The 16,590-nt window shown below is 48.0% G+C and carries 12 protein-coding genes; 4 read left to right on the top strand and 8 right to left on the bottom strand.

Annotated elements, in window-relative coordinates:
• The coding region (locus KBW69_RS15855; protein ID WP_257281475.1) for a hypothetical protein at positions 1 to 194 on the top strand (194 nt) is incomplete at its 5' end.
• A gap of 371 nt (positions 195 to 565) precedes the next feature.
• Here the strand turns inward: KBW69_RS15855 and ilvA are convergent.
• Complete coding sequence (gene ilvA, locus KBW69_RS15850) at positions 566 to 2,080, bottom strand: threonine ammonia-lyase, biosynthetic (RefSeq protein ID WP_257274498.1); 1,515 nt, start codon at positions 2,078 to 2,080, stop codon at positions 566 to 568.
• A 187-nt stretch (positions 2,081 to 2,267) separates the two neighbouring features.
• On the opposite strand from ilvA, the gene rpiA reads away from it, so the two are divergent.
• Positions 2,268 to 2,939: a ribose-5-phosphate isomerase RpiA gene (gene rpiA / locus KBW69_RS15845; RefSeq protein ID WP_257255080.1), complete on the top strand. Its 672-nt coding sequence runs from the start codon at positions 2,268 to 2,270 to the stop codon at positions 2,937 to 2,939.
• Positions 2,940 to 3,401: 462 nt separating this feature from the next.
• The gene (locus KBW69_RS15840; protein WP_306670695.1) at positions 3,402 to 4,529 is read left to right on the top strand and encodes a branched-chain amino acid ABC transporter substrate-binding protein; all 1,128 of its coding nucleotides are present in this window, start codon (positions 3,402 to 3,404) and stop codon (positions 4,527 to 4,529) included.
• Between the two features lie 109 nt (positions 4,530 to 4,638).
• Here the strand turns inward: KBW69_RS15840 and KBW69_RS23845 are convergent, their stop codons facing one another.
• Entirely contained in the window at positions 4,639 to 5,580 is a 942-nt protein-coding gene (locus KBW69_RS23845; protein WP_257274499.1) for a PDDEXK nuclease domain-containing protein, read from the bottom strand.
• Between the two features lie 189 nt (positions 5,581 to 5,769).
• Between KBW69_RS23845 and KBW69_RS15830 the strand changes: the two genes are divergently transcribed.
• Entirely contained in the window at positions 5,770 to 6,978 is a 1,209-nt protein-coding gene (locus tag KBW69_RS15830) for a helix-turn-helix transcriptional regulator (RefSeq protein ID WP_257255084.1), read from the top strand.
• A gap of 64 nt (positions 6,979 to 7,042) precedes the next feature.
• Here KBW69_RS15830 and KBW69_RS15825 read toward each other — a convergent pair whose 3' ends face one another.
• The 6 genes from KBW69_RS15825 to KBW69_RS15800 form a co-directional block, all read right to left on the bottom strand.
• Positions 7,043 to 10,357 carry a type I restriction endonuclease subunit R gene (locus KBW69_RS15825; protein ID WP_257281474.1) on the bottom strand — a complete coding sequence of 1,105 codons (3,315 nt, stop codon included), beginning with the start codon at positions 10,355 to 10,357 and terminating at the stop codon, positions 7,043 to 7,045.
• A gap of 131 nt (positions 10,358 to 10,488) precedes the next feature.
• Complete coding sequence (locus KBW69_RS15820; RefSeq protein ID WP_257281473.1) at positions 10,489 to 11,535, bottom strand: YhcG family protein; 1,047 nt, start codon at positions 11,533 to 11,535, stop codon at positions 10,489 to 10,491.
• The gene (locus KBW69_RS15815; protein ID WP_257281472.1) at positions 11,532 to 12,932 is read right to left on the bottom strand and encodes a restriction endonuclease subunit S; all 1,401 of its coding nucleotides are present in this window, start codon (positions 12,930 to 12,932) and stop codon (positions 11,532 to 11,534) included. Before KBW69_RS15815 ends, KBW69_RS15820 begins: the two co-directional genes overlap by 4 nt.
• A complete protein-coding gene (locus KBW69_RS15810; RefSeq protein ID WP_257281471.1) occupies positions 12,932 to 13,984 on the bottom strand; it encodes a YhcG family protein in 1,053 nt (350 codons plus the stop codon). Before KBW69_RS15810 ends, KBW69_RS15815 begins: the two co-directional genes overlap by 1 nt.
• A complete protein-coding gene (locus KBW69_RS15805) occupies positions 13,981 to 16,215 on the bottom strand; it encodes a class I SAM-dependent DNA methyltransferase (protein WP_257281470.1) in 2,235 nt (744 codons plus the stop codon). The genes KBW69_RS15810 and KBW69_RS15805 overlap by 4 nt, the downstream gene beginning before the upstream one ends.
• A 72-nt stretch (positions 16,216 to 16,287) precedes the next feature.
• A complete protein-coding gene (locus tag KBW69_RS15800) occupies positions 16,288 to 16,533 on the bottom strand; it encodes a DUF1016 N-terminal domain-containing protein (RefSeq protein WP_257276165.1) in 246 nt (81 codons plus the stop codon).
• Positions 16,534 to 16,590 lie beyond the last annotated feature (57 nt).

Raw genomic sequence — 16,590 nt, 5'->3', positions numbered from 1 at the left:
TCCCGAACTCGGAAGTGAAACGACAGATCGCCGATGGTAGTGTGGGGTTTCCCCATGTGAGAGTAGGTCATCGCCAGGCATTGAATAAAGCAAAACCCCAGTTGAGTGATCGGCTGGGGTTTTTGTTGTGTGTTGGAACCACCCGATCCCATCCGCTTTTCATCGCCGCAGGGTCGTTGATTGCTCCTGCATAAACGACACTTCCACCATCCCTGGTGGTCGCGCTCGGAAGTGAAACGACACATACCTGGGCGGCCCCCACCGATGGTAGTGTGGGGCTTCCCCATGTGAGAGTAGGTCATCGCCAGGCATTGAATAAAGCAAAACCCCAGTTGAGTGATCGGCTGGGGTTTTTGCGTTGAGGCCAGTGAAACGACACATACCTGGGCGGCCCCCACCGATGGTAGTGTGGGGCTTCCCCATGTGAGAGTGGGTCATCGCCAGGCATTGAATAAAGCAGAACCCCAGTTGAGTGATCGACCGGGGTTTTTGTTTGTTCATGCTTTGTTTGTGCAGTAGGTAAGCCCCAGACAAGAAGTCCGGGGTTTCGGGTATCATGGAGTAATTATCCAAGAAACGCCTGATAAGCCTTATTATTCGTCTCCTCGCAATAGTTGTATTCTAAGTCAGCCAGAAATTTGGCTATGTGCTGTCTCTCTGTTTCTGGTACTTCCAGACCTACGGCGACGCGGCCATAGGCAGCACCATGGTTTCGGTAATGGAACATACTGATGTTCCATCGGGCACCCAGTTTATCCAGGAAGTTGAGCAGGGCTCCCGGACGTTCCGGAAATTCAAAACAATAAACCACCTCATCCTTCACTGCTTTACTGTGGCCGCCCACCATATGGCGGATATGCAACTTGGCCATCTCGTTTTCACTAAGGTTCTCTACCGGATAACCTTTCTCTTTCAATTCATCGATCAGATTATCGATAGGCATCTGATCAGGATGAACTTGGACACCTACAAAGATTCGGGCATTTTTGGGATCATGGAAGCGGTAGTTGAATTCGGTGATGTTCCTTTTACCGAGGGTTTCACAGAACTGTTTGAAGCTGCCTGGTTGCTCAGGGATGGTGACAGCGATGATCGCTTCGCGCTTCTCACCCAATTCTGCACGTTCAGAAACATAGCGCAGACGATCAAAATTTATATTGGCGCCACTGGCTATAGCCATCAGTTTTTGATGACTGGCACCTGTCTCACTGACATACTTTTTGAGGCCAGCCACACTAGCTGCACCGGCAGGCTCACAAACCGAGCGGGTATCATCAAAGATATCCTTGATGGATGCGCAGATTTCATCAGAGCTGACCGTGATCACTTTATCAATGTATTGCCGACAGAGCTTGAAGGTTTCTTCACCGATCTGTGCTACGGCAATACCGTCGGCAAAAATCCCCACATGAGGCAATGTTACCCGCTCATCAGCTTCCAGAGCTGCTTTCAGGCAGGCAGATTCTTCATACTCAACGCCGATGACCTTGATATCGGGACGCAGATATTTGATATAGGTCGCTATACCCGCTGCCAAACCGCCTCCACCGACAGGGACAAAAACCGCATCGAGCTGTCCAGAATGCTGACGGAGAATCTCCATGCCGATCGTGCCCTGACCGGCAATCGTGTATGGGTCATCATAAGGATGAATGAAGGTATAGCCCCGCTCCTCAACGAGTTTCATGGAGTAAGCCAGTGCCTGATCAAAGGTATCGCCATGAAGGATGACCTTGGCTCCTCTGGCTTCGCAAGCTTTGTACTTTATTTCAGGAGTAGTGCCGGGCATCACGATAACGGCTTCGATACCCATGGTTTTGGCTGCCATAGCCACGCCCTGGGCATGATTACCGGCAGAAGCACAGGTCACCCCGCGGGCTTTTTCCTCGGCGGTTAACTGGGCCATCTTGTTGTAAGCGCCCCGGATTTTAAATGAGAATACGGGTTGCAGGTCTTCACGCTTCAGAAAAACCTGATTATTCAAACGCTTGCTGAGAAAAGGAGCCTCATGAACAGGAGTCTCAATCGCCACATCATAAACTTTGGCTTCGAGTATCATTCTTATGTACTGATGAGGCATGGGACTTCACTTTCTTAATAACTTATCTTGGTTGGACTGATTCTAAACAGCCATGTACGCAAGAAACAATCTTTAATCGTGTTCAGATAATAAAAGGTTATACGGAATTTAAGGTATTTAGTTCAGCGGGGGCGTATTTCTGGGGGTATAATCCCCGCTTCATTGTATATGACCGCAAGGTAGAGACATGACCCAGGACGAGCTGAAGAAGGCGACTGCCGAGGCTGCATTGCAGCGGATTCTCCCTCATCTGGAAGATGATATGATCATCGGTATTGGCACGGGGTCCACGGCCAATTTCTTTATTGATGCTCTGGCAGAGCACCGAAACAGTTTTGATGGTTGCGTAGCCAGTTCAGAGGCTTCTGCCGATCGTTTGAAACAGCACGGCATTCCAGTTTATGACCTGAACAGTATCGGTGAACTGCGCTTTTATATTGACGGGGCCGATGAGTCCAGTGATCACCTGCATCTGATCAAAGGCGGAGGAGCGGCCCTGACAAGGGAAAAAATTGTGGCTGCAGTGGCGAAAGAGTTTATCTGTATTGCAGACGAGAGCAAGCTGGTAGACGTGCTGGGCGAATTTCCGCTACCTGTTGAGGTTATTCCTATGGCTCGCAGCCATGTTGCCCGAGAGTTGGTTAAGCTGGGCGGTGACCCCGCTTACCGGGAAGGGGTTATGACGGATAACGGCAATATTATTCTGGATGTATGGAATCTGAAGATTACTGACGCCATAGGTCTGGAAGAAAAAATCAACCAGATTGTGGGAGTCGTGACCAACGGTTTGTTTGCGGCGAGACCCGCTGACGTGCTACTGCTGGGTACTGCTGAAGGGGTTAAGACCATCAAGCGCTGAGTAACGCGAGCCGGGTGCAAACCCGGCCATTTTTCCTGACATCTCAGCATGAAAAGTTATTCATCACAGGCACTGATAAATAATGTTTTCTTGACTCGTAGCTGTTAGAAAATGGAATTCAAAAAAAAGTGAAGTGAAGCCAGGACGCTGCCCAAAGAAAGTGACAGTATAATCAGTTCGCCGGTGTTCAGTTCATGATCCTGAGTATTGTGTTGTTTTGTATCCATACTGCTTCTCCCTACATCTTGTTATGAGCATTCCCTTGCTGGATATTTACACTCTAGGTCTGTAATAGTTCTGCCGCCTTACGACGTTGGTAGATATTTAGACTTAAGTCGAAGAAAAAAGTTTGGAAAAAAAAGCTGCTATGACTGAAAAAAATCCTTAATATAACTTTTCGAGAGAAAGAAGGATTTAAATAATCAGAAAATGGAATTAGGTCCTTTCCAAGAGAACAACAGCATGATAAGAAAAATGAACAAAACTCTGGCCGCTCTGGCGGTATCTGCCGCCGTAGCAGGCGCTTCCGGCTTGGCTCAGGCCGCCGACACTATAAAAATCGCTTTGGCTGGCCCGGTCACAGGTCCTGTAGCCCAGTATGGTGATATGCAGTTCAGTGGTGCAAAGATGGCTGTCGAGCAGATCAATAAACAGGGGGGCGTCAATGGCAAGCAGCTGGAAGCGGTGGTCTATGACGATGCCTGTGATCCCAAACAGGCTGTAGCGGTTGCCAACAAGATCGTTAATGACGATATCCGCTTTGTAGTGGGGCACCTGTGTTCTTCTTCCACCCAGCCTACTACCGACATCTATGAAGATGAAGGCATCCTGATGATCACCCCCGCCTCCACCAGCCCGGATATCACCAGTCGTGGGTATGAATTGATATTCCGCACCATTGGACTCGACAGTCTGCAAGGACCTACTGCAGGTAACTACATCGTAGAAAGCATCAAGCCCAAGCGCATGGCGGTCATTCATGACAAGCAGCAGTACGGTGAGGGCATTGCAACAGCCGTTAAGAACACGGTTGAAAAAGCCGGTATTGATGTAGCTGTCTTTGAAGGTGTCACATCAGGAGACAAAGACTTTTCGGCACTGATTGCCAAGTTGAAGAAAGAAGATGTCGATTTTGTTTACTACGGTGGCTACCATCCTGAGCTAGGTCTGATTCTGCGTCAGAGTGCGGAAAAGGGTCTGAAGGCTAAATTCATGGGGCCTGAAGGTGTTGGCAACAAAGATATTTCAGCCATTGCCGGTCCTGCTTCAGAAGGTCTGCTGGTGACATTGCCGAAGAGTTTTGATCAGGATCCTGCCAATGCCACACTGGTAGCTGCTTTCAGAGCAAAAGGTGAAGATTCATCCGGTCCTTTCGTATTCCCTTCCTATTCTGCCGTTCAGGTTATGGCTGAAGGCATGGAGCTGACCAAGAGTGAAGACCCGGACGAAGTAGCCGAAGTTTTGCGTTCAAATACCTTCAGTACGCCAACAGGTAACCTGGCCTTCGATGGCAAGGGAGACCTGAAAGACTTCAGCTTTGTCGTCTACGAATGGCATGCTGACGGAACTAAATCTGAAGCTTCAAAATAAGAGCCCGACCGGAAAATACCATCGACTATAACTGTGTTGGTATTTTCATTAAAGGGAGTGGTCTGCTCAGGCCGACATTGAAATGTTCAGTTGTCGGCCTGTTTGTAACTCATCTCCCACCTCTCAATCCCTGTTCAATCTCTTCCACACTGGGCAACTGCGATTGCAGATTTTCCGGCAGTGACTGAGTGAGCTGGTATTCCGAGACGCCAATGGGCTTTTGCATATCGCTGAGGGAATACTCTGCTACCAGCTTGTCTTTGTTCTTGCATAGCAGGATGCCAATGGTGGGCGCATCGCCCTCTTTACGCAGCTGTTCGTCCACGGCCCTGATGTAAAAGTTCAGTTTGCCTGCGTGTTCTGGTTCAAAATCAACCGTCTTTAGCTCAATCACCACATAACAATGCAGCTGGGCATGGTAAAACAGCAGGTCGATATAAAAATCCCGTTGTCCTACCTGTATATGATACTGCTTGCCCATATAAGCAAAGCCAGCCCCTAATTCCAGCAAAAACTGGGTGATATGCTCGGTCAAACCCTGCTCAAACTCACGCTCGTTGTAGTTTTGGGTCAAGCTCAGGAAATCAAACACATAGGGGTCTTTCAGGGTCTCTTGTGCCAGATCAGATTGTATGGCTGGCAGGGTGGTACTAAAGTTACTGACGGCCTGCCCCTCACGCTGCCAGAGGCTACTTTCTATCTGGTGAGTCAGAACACTCCGGCTCCAACCGTATTTGATAGTGTTCTGCACGTAATACAGGGCTTCCTGCTTACTTTGGCATTTATTAATAATCAGTTGATTATGCCCCCAAGGTATTTGGGTTAATTGTGCAACAGGCTGTTGCGCAATTGACCTATCTTCAGACCAGAACGTATACCATTGTCTGATCAACTCAAGATTTCGACGAGAAAACCCTTTGATTTCAGGAAATTCCGCCATTAAATCCTTACTGAGCTGTTTCAGGAAGCCGTCGCCCCAATTAGCTTTGGACTGTCGACGAACAATGTCCTCCCCCAGTTCCCAATAAAAAGCCAGTAAGGTCGAATTCACCTGAACAGTTGGAACTACTGAACAGGAGCCTAACGAGTTATTACGTTTTTATTCGGCCTTAATCCCAATGGAATTAATGGTTCCAAGCTTTGATTGTAATTTTTACGGATAAATTACACTTTTTTTGTAATTACATATAACCCTATCTGTTCTATGCTCTTTAACCTAGGATATATGAGGCATTGAGCTATGACTGAAGTATCGAGGTATGAGTCGAAACTGTTTATTCATCATGCACTGGAATCTGTAAAAAGTTCAGGTGGGAACCAGAAACAGTTAGCTAAGTTGTTGGGGATTGAAGAGACTCGGCTTAGCGAAGCAAAAAATGGTAGATACTCTATTACCCCATCCGCTAAGCAAATGATTATTGAACATTTTGGTATGCCAAGACCTGGAAAAGGTGTTTATGTCAAAGGTGAGGTTTATGACAGTCTCGATGAGTTCATATGCAACTATGAGCAATCCAGTTTGGATAGGCACTTAAGTCGCTTAGCTAAGACGTTCAGTAGGTCGGACTATCAGGAAATTGCTTGTGGTTTATTCTATTGCTTGGTTGATAATGTAAGCGCTTCAGAAAAGCGCGATCTGAAAATTAAGATGATCAATGGTATTTTAAACGATGATCGCTTTGTAGAGTGGGGGAAGAAAGTAAGTTCGTATATTTATGGTGTTGAAAACCCCGCTTGTAATTCTCATAAAAGCTATGATGATCCGCCTGAACCTTTACCAGATTTTTCTTCTGAGCTAGAAAATGATCTGCTGAAAGGTTTTATTGATAGCGAGAGGAAATTATTTTCTTTTCCTAAAGGAAGGGATATTCATAAAGAAGAGTTTCGGAACACCTTTTATTGGCTGTGGCTATTAAAATACCATATGCCTGAGTTCAAGTTTGGTTTTCCTTTTGATGTGAAAACTCATCAGATGAAACAGATTGTTCTTACTGGGCGTGTAATAATGGATGACACCCATCAGACTGAAAAGGTTCGAGATATCAATCTTCACAAGGCCAGCGAGGTATCCACTCAATACAGCAGATACGAAAAGTTGGGTCATGTGCCTTATCTTGGGAGATATGTTCATCCGGAAGTAAGTATTGATCCACAATCCAAAATCAATTCAAAACCCGACTACTGGCCAATAACCCATCTCAAGTTATTTATGAATGAGTCAATGGAATATCACCTATGGATTAAGCTGGCCAGAGATTATCAATATAGTGATTCTCCTCAGATGGCAGATGAACGGGATATCATCATACGAAAAATACATTGGAAGGATTTATTTTCAGATATCGAGAAAATCAGAAAGTGGGTTGGCGCGGCTAACAGTCCAGAAGAATCTATCAAAACACAGATCGCGCTAGCTGGTGGATTTATTCCTGGTGCTGAAGTCCTTTGAGTCAGAACAAATATGGAAATCTTACCCTGCACTTCAGCAATGAAGCCCAGTGCAGGGCACTCACTCACCCCTTCAACATATCAAACACAACCCTGGCAAAGCCCCGAGCCAATTCAGGGTTGGAAAGATACTGCAACATCATTTCCTGTTGGGCTTCGTTGCTGTCCATTACAGCGTCATCAATGGCTTGTGGGAAGTCACCGAGCAGTGCTTGTTCAGCGGTATTGTTCTCAATCTGCTTCATCACGGTTTCGTTTTCGGCCAGTTTGTCCCGAACGGTGAAGGCATAACTGATCAGATCCGCATCGGTGAGGTTGTCGGTAATAAACATCTCATTCAGCCGTGCCACAATCTGGGATAAGAACTCTTCTTTCTTGTTCTTGGGTTTGGCTGAACCAACATCGCTGGAGGGTTCCAGTTTATAGCCCTCAGCGTCTTCCTTCAGTTCCCTCTCTTTTAAAGAAATGGCCTGCTGTCGAATCCTGGACAACCGGTAATGGCTCATCACCACGTTATCCAGGTCGATGTCATCTTCCTCGATGATTTTTTCACGGAGCAATGGGCGCAGGTAGCGGGCGAAGAGGCTGAGTTTTTCCAGATCCTTGTCGTCGTAGTCCACAATCTGGGACATAAACTCGTAGAAACGGGTGAAGGTGCCTAAATCCTTCTTGAAGATTTCCAGCCGATCTTTTTCCAGCTTGCACTCTTTGAAGCTGTTTTCAGCATTAGCGATTAACACGGCATCTTTGGTCTTCTTGGTGCGTTCAAACATCTCCTTGGCACAAACATAAGCCTCTACGGCGGAACTGTACCGTTTCTGCCAGCGATCCACAGCGGGCTTGCAGATATTGCTCACCGCTGCATTGCTTTTGCTCTTGGAAAGAAAAGCCTCGCAGAACTGTTCGACTTCGTTCCAGGTGAAAATGCCGCTGGCACGGAGCTTTTCGTAAAGGTCGAATACCTTATCCGGGTCTGTCACATCCGCCAGTTCAGCGATTTGGTAATACGGCTGAAACGCGTCCAGAATCTCTTCCGGCTCATTGACGAAATCCAACACAAAAGTGCCGCACTCGGCTTTCCCGGGGTAAGTACGGTTCAGGCGGGACAGGGTTTGCACACATTCAACTCCCCCCAGAGGTTTGTCCACATACATGGCGCAGAGCTTGGGTTGGTCAAAGCCGGTCTGGAATTTGTTGGCGACCAGCATAATCTGGTAGTCGTCGGTGTCGAAGGCTTTACGCATGTCCCGGCCTTTTAGCGCAGGGTTCATAGCGGTTTCAGTAAATTTTTGGTCCAGCAGAGCAGCGCTGTCCGGGTCGTCTTTGTGAAATTCCACCTCGCCGGAGAAGGCAATCATCACGGCGATCGAACTGTTGTGCTCTGAAAGATATTTATCAAACGCCAACTTATAACGCACTGCTTCCTTACGGGAACTGGTGACCACCATCGCCTTGGCCTGACCACCCAGCAAGCCCATGACATGCTCTTTGTAGTGCTCGATGATGACTTTTACTTTTTGGGAAATATTGTACTCATGGAGCCGCACCCAGCGGTTGAGTTTCACCTTGGCTTTTTTGCTGTCTACCTCTTCGTCCTTGGCCTCTATTTTTTGGGCCAGCTGATAAGCCACCTTGTAGTTGGTGTAGTTTTTCAGCACGTCGAGAATAAAGCCTTCCTCAATGGCCTGGCGCATGGAGTACACATGGAAGGCTTCGGGCAGGTTCTTCTTGGAAGCAGGCTCATTGGGCTTGGGCAGGCGACCAAACAACTCCAGAGTTTTCGCCTTGGGTGTCGCAGTGAACGCATAGTAATTCAGGTTGCTGCTGCCCCGGCGTGAGGCAATGGTTGCGTCCAGCATATCTTCTGAAGACAGTTCTTTGTCCTCATCCCCATACTCTTTATCAGAAGAGACACCCTCCACCATCAACACTTCTTTCAGCTTGCGGGCGGTGGAGCCGGTTTGTGACGAATGAGCTTCGTCGGCAATCACGGCGTAACGGCGTTCCTTCAGTCTGGTACTGTTCTCAATGGCCGCCAATACATAAGGGAAGGTTTGGATGGTGACAATAATAATCGGTTGAGCACTCTCCAGGGCCGCTGCCAGCTTCTCCGACTTGGAGCCATCGCCTTCTTTTTTGTTGATACGCCCCACTACACCGTCGGCGTGTTCAAACTGGTAAATGGTGTCTTGTAGCTGATCGTCCAGCACGGTTCGGTCGGTAATGACTATCACCGAATGGAACTGCTTATTGCCTTCGTCATCATAAAGAGTGGAAAGCTGGTGGGCAGTCCAGGCAATGGAGTTGGATTTACCGGAACCGGCACTGTGCTGCACCAGATACTTGTTGCCTGTGCCTTCCGCCCTGGCCGCTGCAATCAGCTTGGTGACTACATCCCACTGGTGATAACGGGGAAAGATCAGGGTTTCCTTTTTCGACTTGCGGCCTTCCCAGTCTTCCTTCTCTTCGATCTGCAAATGCACAAACCGACCGATAATATTCAGCAGGTTATCGGGCAGCAGTACCTCGTTCCACAGGTATTCGGTGGCGTATTCATTCTTGTCTTCTGGTGTATCATTGCCAGCACCGCCTTCCGCCGTGCCTTTGTTAAACGGCAGAAAGAAGGTATCGCTGCCCGCCAGTTTAGTCGCCATATACACTTCGTACTGACTCACGGCGAAATGCACCAGCGCACCCCGTTTAAAAGTCAGCAACGGTTCCGGCTTGCCGGTTTCCGGGTCTTTGGGCAGACGGGTCTTTTGATATTGTCGTTTAGCGTTTTCGATGGCCTGTTTGAATTCCGATTTCAGCTCCAGCGTTGCCACGGGCAAACCGTTGATAAACAACACCAGATCAATGCGCCATGCCTTGGCTTTTTTACCGGTTTCTGCCAGATGTGCGTCGACGCCTTCCCCCTCGGGGGAAGGTTGGGATGGGGGGACAAGATTGACATAAGGCGAATAAACAAGCTCCGGCACCACACGACAACGGTTTTCTTTATAGCGGGCCAGCGTATCCGGGTTCAGGGTATGTTCCGGCATAAACTGGCACAGGGAGAACCGGGCATTGCGAATCTTCAAACCATGACGCAATACGCCCAGTGTGCCAAAGCTGCGAAGCTCCTTATCAATGGCATTAGCGTCGGCTTTCTTTAACTGGTTGACCAGATGGCTGATAAAATGCTGTTCCGAATCCATCGGGAAGCTTTTGCAGAATTTCTGCCATTCCTTCGGCTGGGTGTTCTTCACAAAATCCAGCACATCGCTGGTATACAACGCCGTTTCCCGGTCGTACTGGTCACCACTGCCCAGCAGCCAGCCTTTGGCTTGCAGGCGGGCGATCATATCGTTTTGGAATATCGATTCGGTGGTGCTATCCATATTTCACGGTCTCAAAATGGTACCTAAAGGTCTCGATATGGGACTCTTCAGGCATTGTGCAGACAGTGTCTGCACAATGTATCAATCTGTCTGAATTGTCTCCACACTGCGGAGACAATTCGAGGATTCCACTATTCAGTTTTATTCTCAATACGTTTTCGGGCGTTGCGGACAGCTTGCTGGAAGCGTTCTTCCAATAGTTCTTTGGGTGGCATTTTGGTGAGATAATCTGCAACATGGATATCACCTTCATGTAGTCCCAGTAACTCAATCTGTTCTTGCTTTTTACCTGCACAAAGTATGATACCAACAGGCGATTCTTCACCGGGTCGGCGATCGTATTTATCAAGCCAACGCAGGTATAGTTCCATCTGACCTTTGTATTCTGCCTTGAAATTATCTTTTTTCAGTTCAATAGCCACCAGACGGTTCAGGTCTCTGTTATAGAACAGCAGATCAATATAAAAGTCGTCATCATCGATCAGAACCCGGTGCTGGCGGGCAACAAACGTAAAGCCCATACCCATTTCTAGCAGGAATTGCTGCATTTCTCGCAGAATGGCGTCTTCAAGGTCTTTTTCCACGAAGGTGTCATTCAGGTCGAGGAAGTCGAGAAGGTAAGGCTCTTTCAATACAAAACTTTCATTGATCCTGCCTTTTTCCCGCAATTGGTTCAGGTCGTGCTCTATGGTTGTTTCTGGCTTTCTGGACAGCATTGTGCGCTCGTACATCAAGCTGCCCATGCGATTTTGCAGGGTTCGGGTTGACCAGCCTTCCTGAGCTGCCATCAGGTAGTAGAACTCTCTTTTCAGGTCGTCTTCGATATAAATCAGTGCTTTTATATGGGTCCAGCTCAATTGTCTCCGCACTGCGGAGACAATCTCAGGATCGGGAAAAGTCTCCGCAAAGCGGAGACAATGATGGAGTTGTTTGTTGCTCCATCCCCTGCCAAAGGCTGCTGTCAGTTTTTTAGCCAGATCAGTGATAATTTGCTTGCCGTAATCGGCTCTTTCACCTTTCAGCACCTCAGTATGAATGCGCTGCCCCACCTGCCAGTACAGGAGGGTCAGCTCGGCATTGATGGCCACCGCTGCCCGTTGTTTGGCTCTTTGTATCAGGTCCTTGATGTCGCCGAACAGGTTACCTGGCTCTTTTGATGAATCGGGTGTTTTGCTCATGCGGTGGCCTCTGTGGGTTGTTCTTGTTGTTGTGCTTCTGGTTGCCAGTCACGCACGTCAATTTTGCCGGTGACGACAGCGGAGATTAGGGCTGTGCGGCGTTCTTGGAGAAGCTCAATCGAATGTTGACTTTCTTGCAGAGAAAGATCAAAAGCGGAAATTATAGATTCAATATGCTCAACAATGGCTACAGCCTCTTCATCAGAAGGTGCTGGGACGCTTAAATTCCCTAAAGTCTTTAAACCCAGTGTCTGCTGAGTTCCATACGTCCAAGATAACTGAATCGCATCTTGCACTTCGGATGATTGGAACAAATAGAATACAAACTTCGATAATGCGGCTGCCTTGGTTCGTACTATTGCCAAGGGAACCCATATATTGAACATTTCATCTGTTGTAACGAGCGCAACTCGACCTGTAGTTGCGCCCAATTTGACCATTAATATATCGCCATACTGTGGAGAATAACGCTTGGAATAACGCTCATGATTTTCAGCAGAAATGTAGCCCCATTTTTTATCAAAATTGATTGTTCCGCCTGATATAGCTTCTGCCGAGATAAACGGAACCCCTTCATCTTGTCGAGTTGGGGATTCATGGGGACCGTCAATAATTGGCGTAGATACCAAATGTTTTAAAGAAACAACTTTCCAATGCTCCGGCACTTCCCCAAGCCACTCTACACCGGAATCCTTCATCGGTGCATCCGGGTTCAGCCCCTTGGTGACAGCATGACTGATCACCGCCTGTCGTTTTTCTTTCAACAGCCGGATCAGGGATTGCTGTTCTTCGATCAGGGTGTCGATTTTGGCGGTTTCGTGGTCGAGGAAGTTGGCAATATGGGTTTGTTCAGCATACTCAGGGGTTGCAAATGAATATGTATTAACGACTTCGCCTGGAACACGCTTCAAGCCTCCAGCTCCAGTCATGGCCGCAGTTGCGATATCCATGAAGCTGTCTTCTTGAAGGCGATAATACAGGAATCGGTTATTTACTCTGCCGTTAGATCGAAGAACATATATTTCTGATGAACCAAAACCAATTCCATTGGTAAGGCCAGCAGCTACAGCCATATTCTTGTTCTCAAAGCATGGTGTTACTTTTGCTATGAGAACATCGCCATTTTCAAAGTATGTATATCCGTCATACACATCACTGATTTTGCGTGTTTCATCCAGAGTGATGGAGTTCAGCTTTAGCTTTTCCATTGGAAGGAAGCTGCATTCTTTGTCCATTACTGAAGGATCAATGGCGGATTTTTTCGGAGTCAGTTCAGCCAAGTATTTTACGGGAATGACACTCCAGTCTTTTGGAACATCACCCAACCACTCAACCCCAGAATCCATATATTCCGGATAAGCCGCATATCTTTTGCGCTCAAGGCTGTTACCATCCATCACAACTCACCCCCCAGTCCCTGCTCAATTTCTTCAATACTGGGCAGTTGCGATTGCAGATTTTCTGGCAGTGATTGGGTCAGTTGGTATTCCGAAACACCAATAGGCTTTTGAATATCGCTGAGGGCGTATTCCGCCACGAGTTTGTTCTTGTTCTTACACAGCAGAATGCCGATAGTCGGCGCATCGCCCTCCCTGCGTACCAGTTCATCTACCGCTTTGATATAAAAATTCAGTTTGCCTGCATGTTCCGGCCTGAAGTCACCCGCTTTCAGTTCAATGACTACGTAGCAATGCAGGTGTGCATGATAAAATAAGAGGTCAATATAAAAATCCTGCGGTCCTACCTGTATATGAAACTGCTTGCCCATGTAGGCAAAACCTGATCCCAATTCCAGTAGAAACTGAGTGATATGCTTAATCAATCCCTGCTCCAGCTCTCGCTCTGTGTAATTATCAGTGAAGGCAAGAAAGTCAAACATATAGGGGTCTTTCAGGGTTTGCTGTGCAAGGTCGGACTGGACGGCAGGCAGCGTTGCATTGAAGTTGTTGGGCGCTTGTCCCTTCCGCTGCCAAAGTCCACTTTCAATCTGGTGAGTGAGGACGTTTCGGCTCCAGCCATGTTCTATGGTTTTGCCCACGTAATACAGAGCTTCAGCCGTTGTTTGGCACTTGCTGATTATCTTCAGGTTATGCCCCCAGGGAATCGACGTTAATTGGCCAACAAGCTGTTGGCTTTTTTCAACCTCATCCCGGTAGAACAGATGCCACTGACGGATGTATTTGATGTTGCTGAGGGAAAAGCCTTTAATATCAGGGAATTCGCTGCTTAAATCCTTATTCAGCTGCTTTAAAAAACCATCACCCCAATTTGCTTCAACCTGCCGCCGAACAATGTCTTCCCCCAGTTCCCAGTAAAAATTCAGCAGAGTGGAGTTCACCTGAACGGCTGCCTTGAGTTGGGTTGCCAGCACCTTCTGTTTAAGGTTTTTCAGCCAGCTTTTGTATTCCTTATTCAGGCTCAGGTTAATGTTGTTTTTTGGCTTGCTCATGAATGAACCTCTTTCAACAGGTTCATGATTCTAGCACTCACCGCATCCAGATCAGCATCAATGGCTTCCAGCGCACGGGGCGGCTGATACACATAGAAGTGTCGGTTAAAAGGAATCTCGTAACCCACAATTCCAACTTCACCATCCTGGGCATCGCACTTGTCGGCATTGATCCAGGCATCCGGTACATGGGGAGCCACTTCCCGGTTGAAGTAGGTTTCGATCAGGATGTGGGTGGGCATTGATGGGTCAAGAGGAATGTTCTCGTTATCCCGCAGGTCGCCATCGGTCTGGAATTCGACGATTTTGCCTTTGTATTCAAATGCGCCGTAGAGTGGTTGGGCTTCTTCCTTCAGCACCTTTTTGATGACTGGCTCGGCTTCGGGGTTCTTGAAGGTGACGGCAACGAGGAACTGCTTTTTCTCTTTGGCATCCAGCTTCAGGTTGGCGGCTTTGAGGGCGGCTTTCAGGTCTTTATCGAACTGGTTAAAGTCGTTGGACAGTACCGTTCCGACTGTATTTTGCAGAGTTTGGGCTTTCTCCATCAGCCCCCGCTGGAATAGCCAGAGTTTGTCGTTCAGTACCTCTTTAATCTGCTTCTCTTTCAGTTCTTTGAAGTCTTTTTTGATCTTGGTGCGAATGGTTTCTTCGTTGTCTGTCAGTGTTGTATGACATTCTGTGCCGAATTCCTCAACCATCCAGCGCATAACGGCGTTATACGGCTTGGGTGCATAGCGTAGACCCGTTACAGCGTCATCAGTAATCTGGGCGGACAGGCGAAGTGGGCGTTCCACGGTAATACGACGGTAGCCGAATTCATGACTGTCGAAAATTTTGGCGGCAAAGTTTTCTTCGGATGCTTCTGTAAAGGCTCCAAAGTTTTGGGTAATGATGCGACGGTCAGCTTCGCTCATTATGTTTCGCTTGGAGCCCAGGGACTTACGCATCTTGCCGCACAGGTTTACGCCGTTAATCAGCTGCACTTTACCTTTGCGTTCATCGGACTTTTTATTGCTCAGCACCCACACATAGGTAGCGATACCGGTGTTGTAGAACATGTCTGTAGGCAGGGAGACAATGGCTTCGAGCAGGTCGGCTTCGAGAATATAACGGCGAATCTCGCTTTCACCACTGCCTGCACTGCCGGTAAACAGCGGCGAACCGTTGAGGATAATGCCGATGCGGCTGGGGTTCTGGTTCTCTGGCGTGATGTCCCTGAACTTGCTGATCAGGTGCATCAGGAACAGCAGCGAACCATCGGACACTCTTGGCAGGCCGGGGCCAAAGCGACCGTCGTAGCCTTTGTGTTCATGCTCATCTTTAATGGTGCCTTCGATCTTCTTCCAGTCCACCCCGAATGGCGGATTAGACAGCATGTAGTCAAACTGGTTGCCACTGAGGTGATCGTTCGACAGGGTGTTGCCCAGTTTGATGCGGCTGACATCTTGCCCCTTGATCAGCATATCGGCTTTGCAGATGGCGTAGGATTCAGGGTTCAACTCCTGGCCAAAGGCTCGCATTACAGCATCTTTATTGTGCTCGTACACATATTCCATGCCAGACGACAGAAAGCCGCCTGTACCTGCCGTAGGGTCGTAAATAGTGCGGATAATGCCTTCCTTGTTCAGGGCATCGTCGTCTTCCATAAACACCAGGGAGGTGGTGAGTTCAACAATGTCCCTTGGGGTGAAGTGTTCACCGGCCGTTTCGTTGGAGGATTCAGCAAAGCGGCGGATCAGCTCTTCAAATACCAGGCCCATTTCGTGGTTACTGATGGCCTTCGGGCTCAGGTCGATGGTGGCAAACTTTCCCACTACCTTAAACAGCAAATTGGCTTCGTTCAGGCTGCCGACAAACTCATCGAACTTGAAATGCTCAAAAATTTCACGGGCATCTTTGGAGAACGACAGAACGTAGTTTTCCAGGTTGTCCTTGATGTCACCCTGACCCATCTTCGACAGGTTCATGGGTGAAGTATTGAAAAACGACAATCCAGAAGCACGCAGCAGCATCTTCTCCATACCCTCTTCAGGCAGGTTCATAGCCTTCACTTTTTCGTGCTGGGCAACCACTGCTTCCTTGGTGGGCTCCAGAACACATTCCAGACGGCGTAGCAGGGTAAACGGCAGGATGATGCGCCCGTACTGGGACTGCTTGAAATCGCCCCGCAGGAGGTCAGCTACGGACCAGATGAAGGCGGCAAGGTTGTTAGAGGTTTGGGTGTTGGGCATATCTTGACCAGATTGGACTTTTGGCTGGCAGGAGAGTCAGCAAAAGTGACGATTTGATTGACATTGATGCTGCTAGAGTACATCAAATTCTGTCATCAAGTCTTTACTAAGTTGTTTCAGGAATCCGTCGCCCCAGTTAGCCTGAGCCTGTCTACGAACAATGTCCTCCCCCAATTCCCAGTAAAAAGCCAGTAAGGTCGAATTTACTTGAACCGCTGCTTTGAGCTGAGTCGACAGTACCTTCTGTTTCAGAGCTTTCAGCCAGTCTTTATATTCTTTATTGAGGCTCAGGTTAATGGTTTGGTTTTGCTTATTCATGAGTGAATCTCGTGTAATACGGCTGAATTCAGTTGCAATACGGCCCTGATTAATGGG

It is taken from the genome of Endozoicomonas sp. ISHI1, from assembly GCF_024606225.1.
Classification (GTDB): domain Bacteria; phylum Pseudomonadota; class Gammaproteobacteria; order Pseudomonadales; family Endozoicomonadaceae; genus Endozoicomonas_A.
Note: the sequence above shows the minus strand (reverse complement) of the source record. Positions and strands in the feature narration are given on the sequence as shown.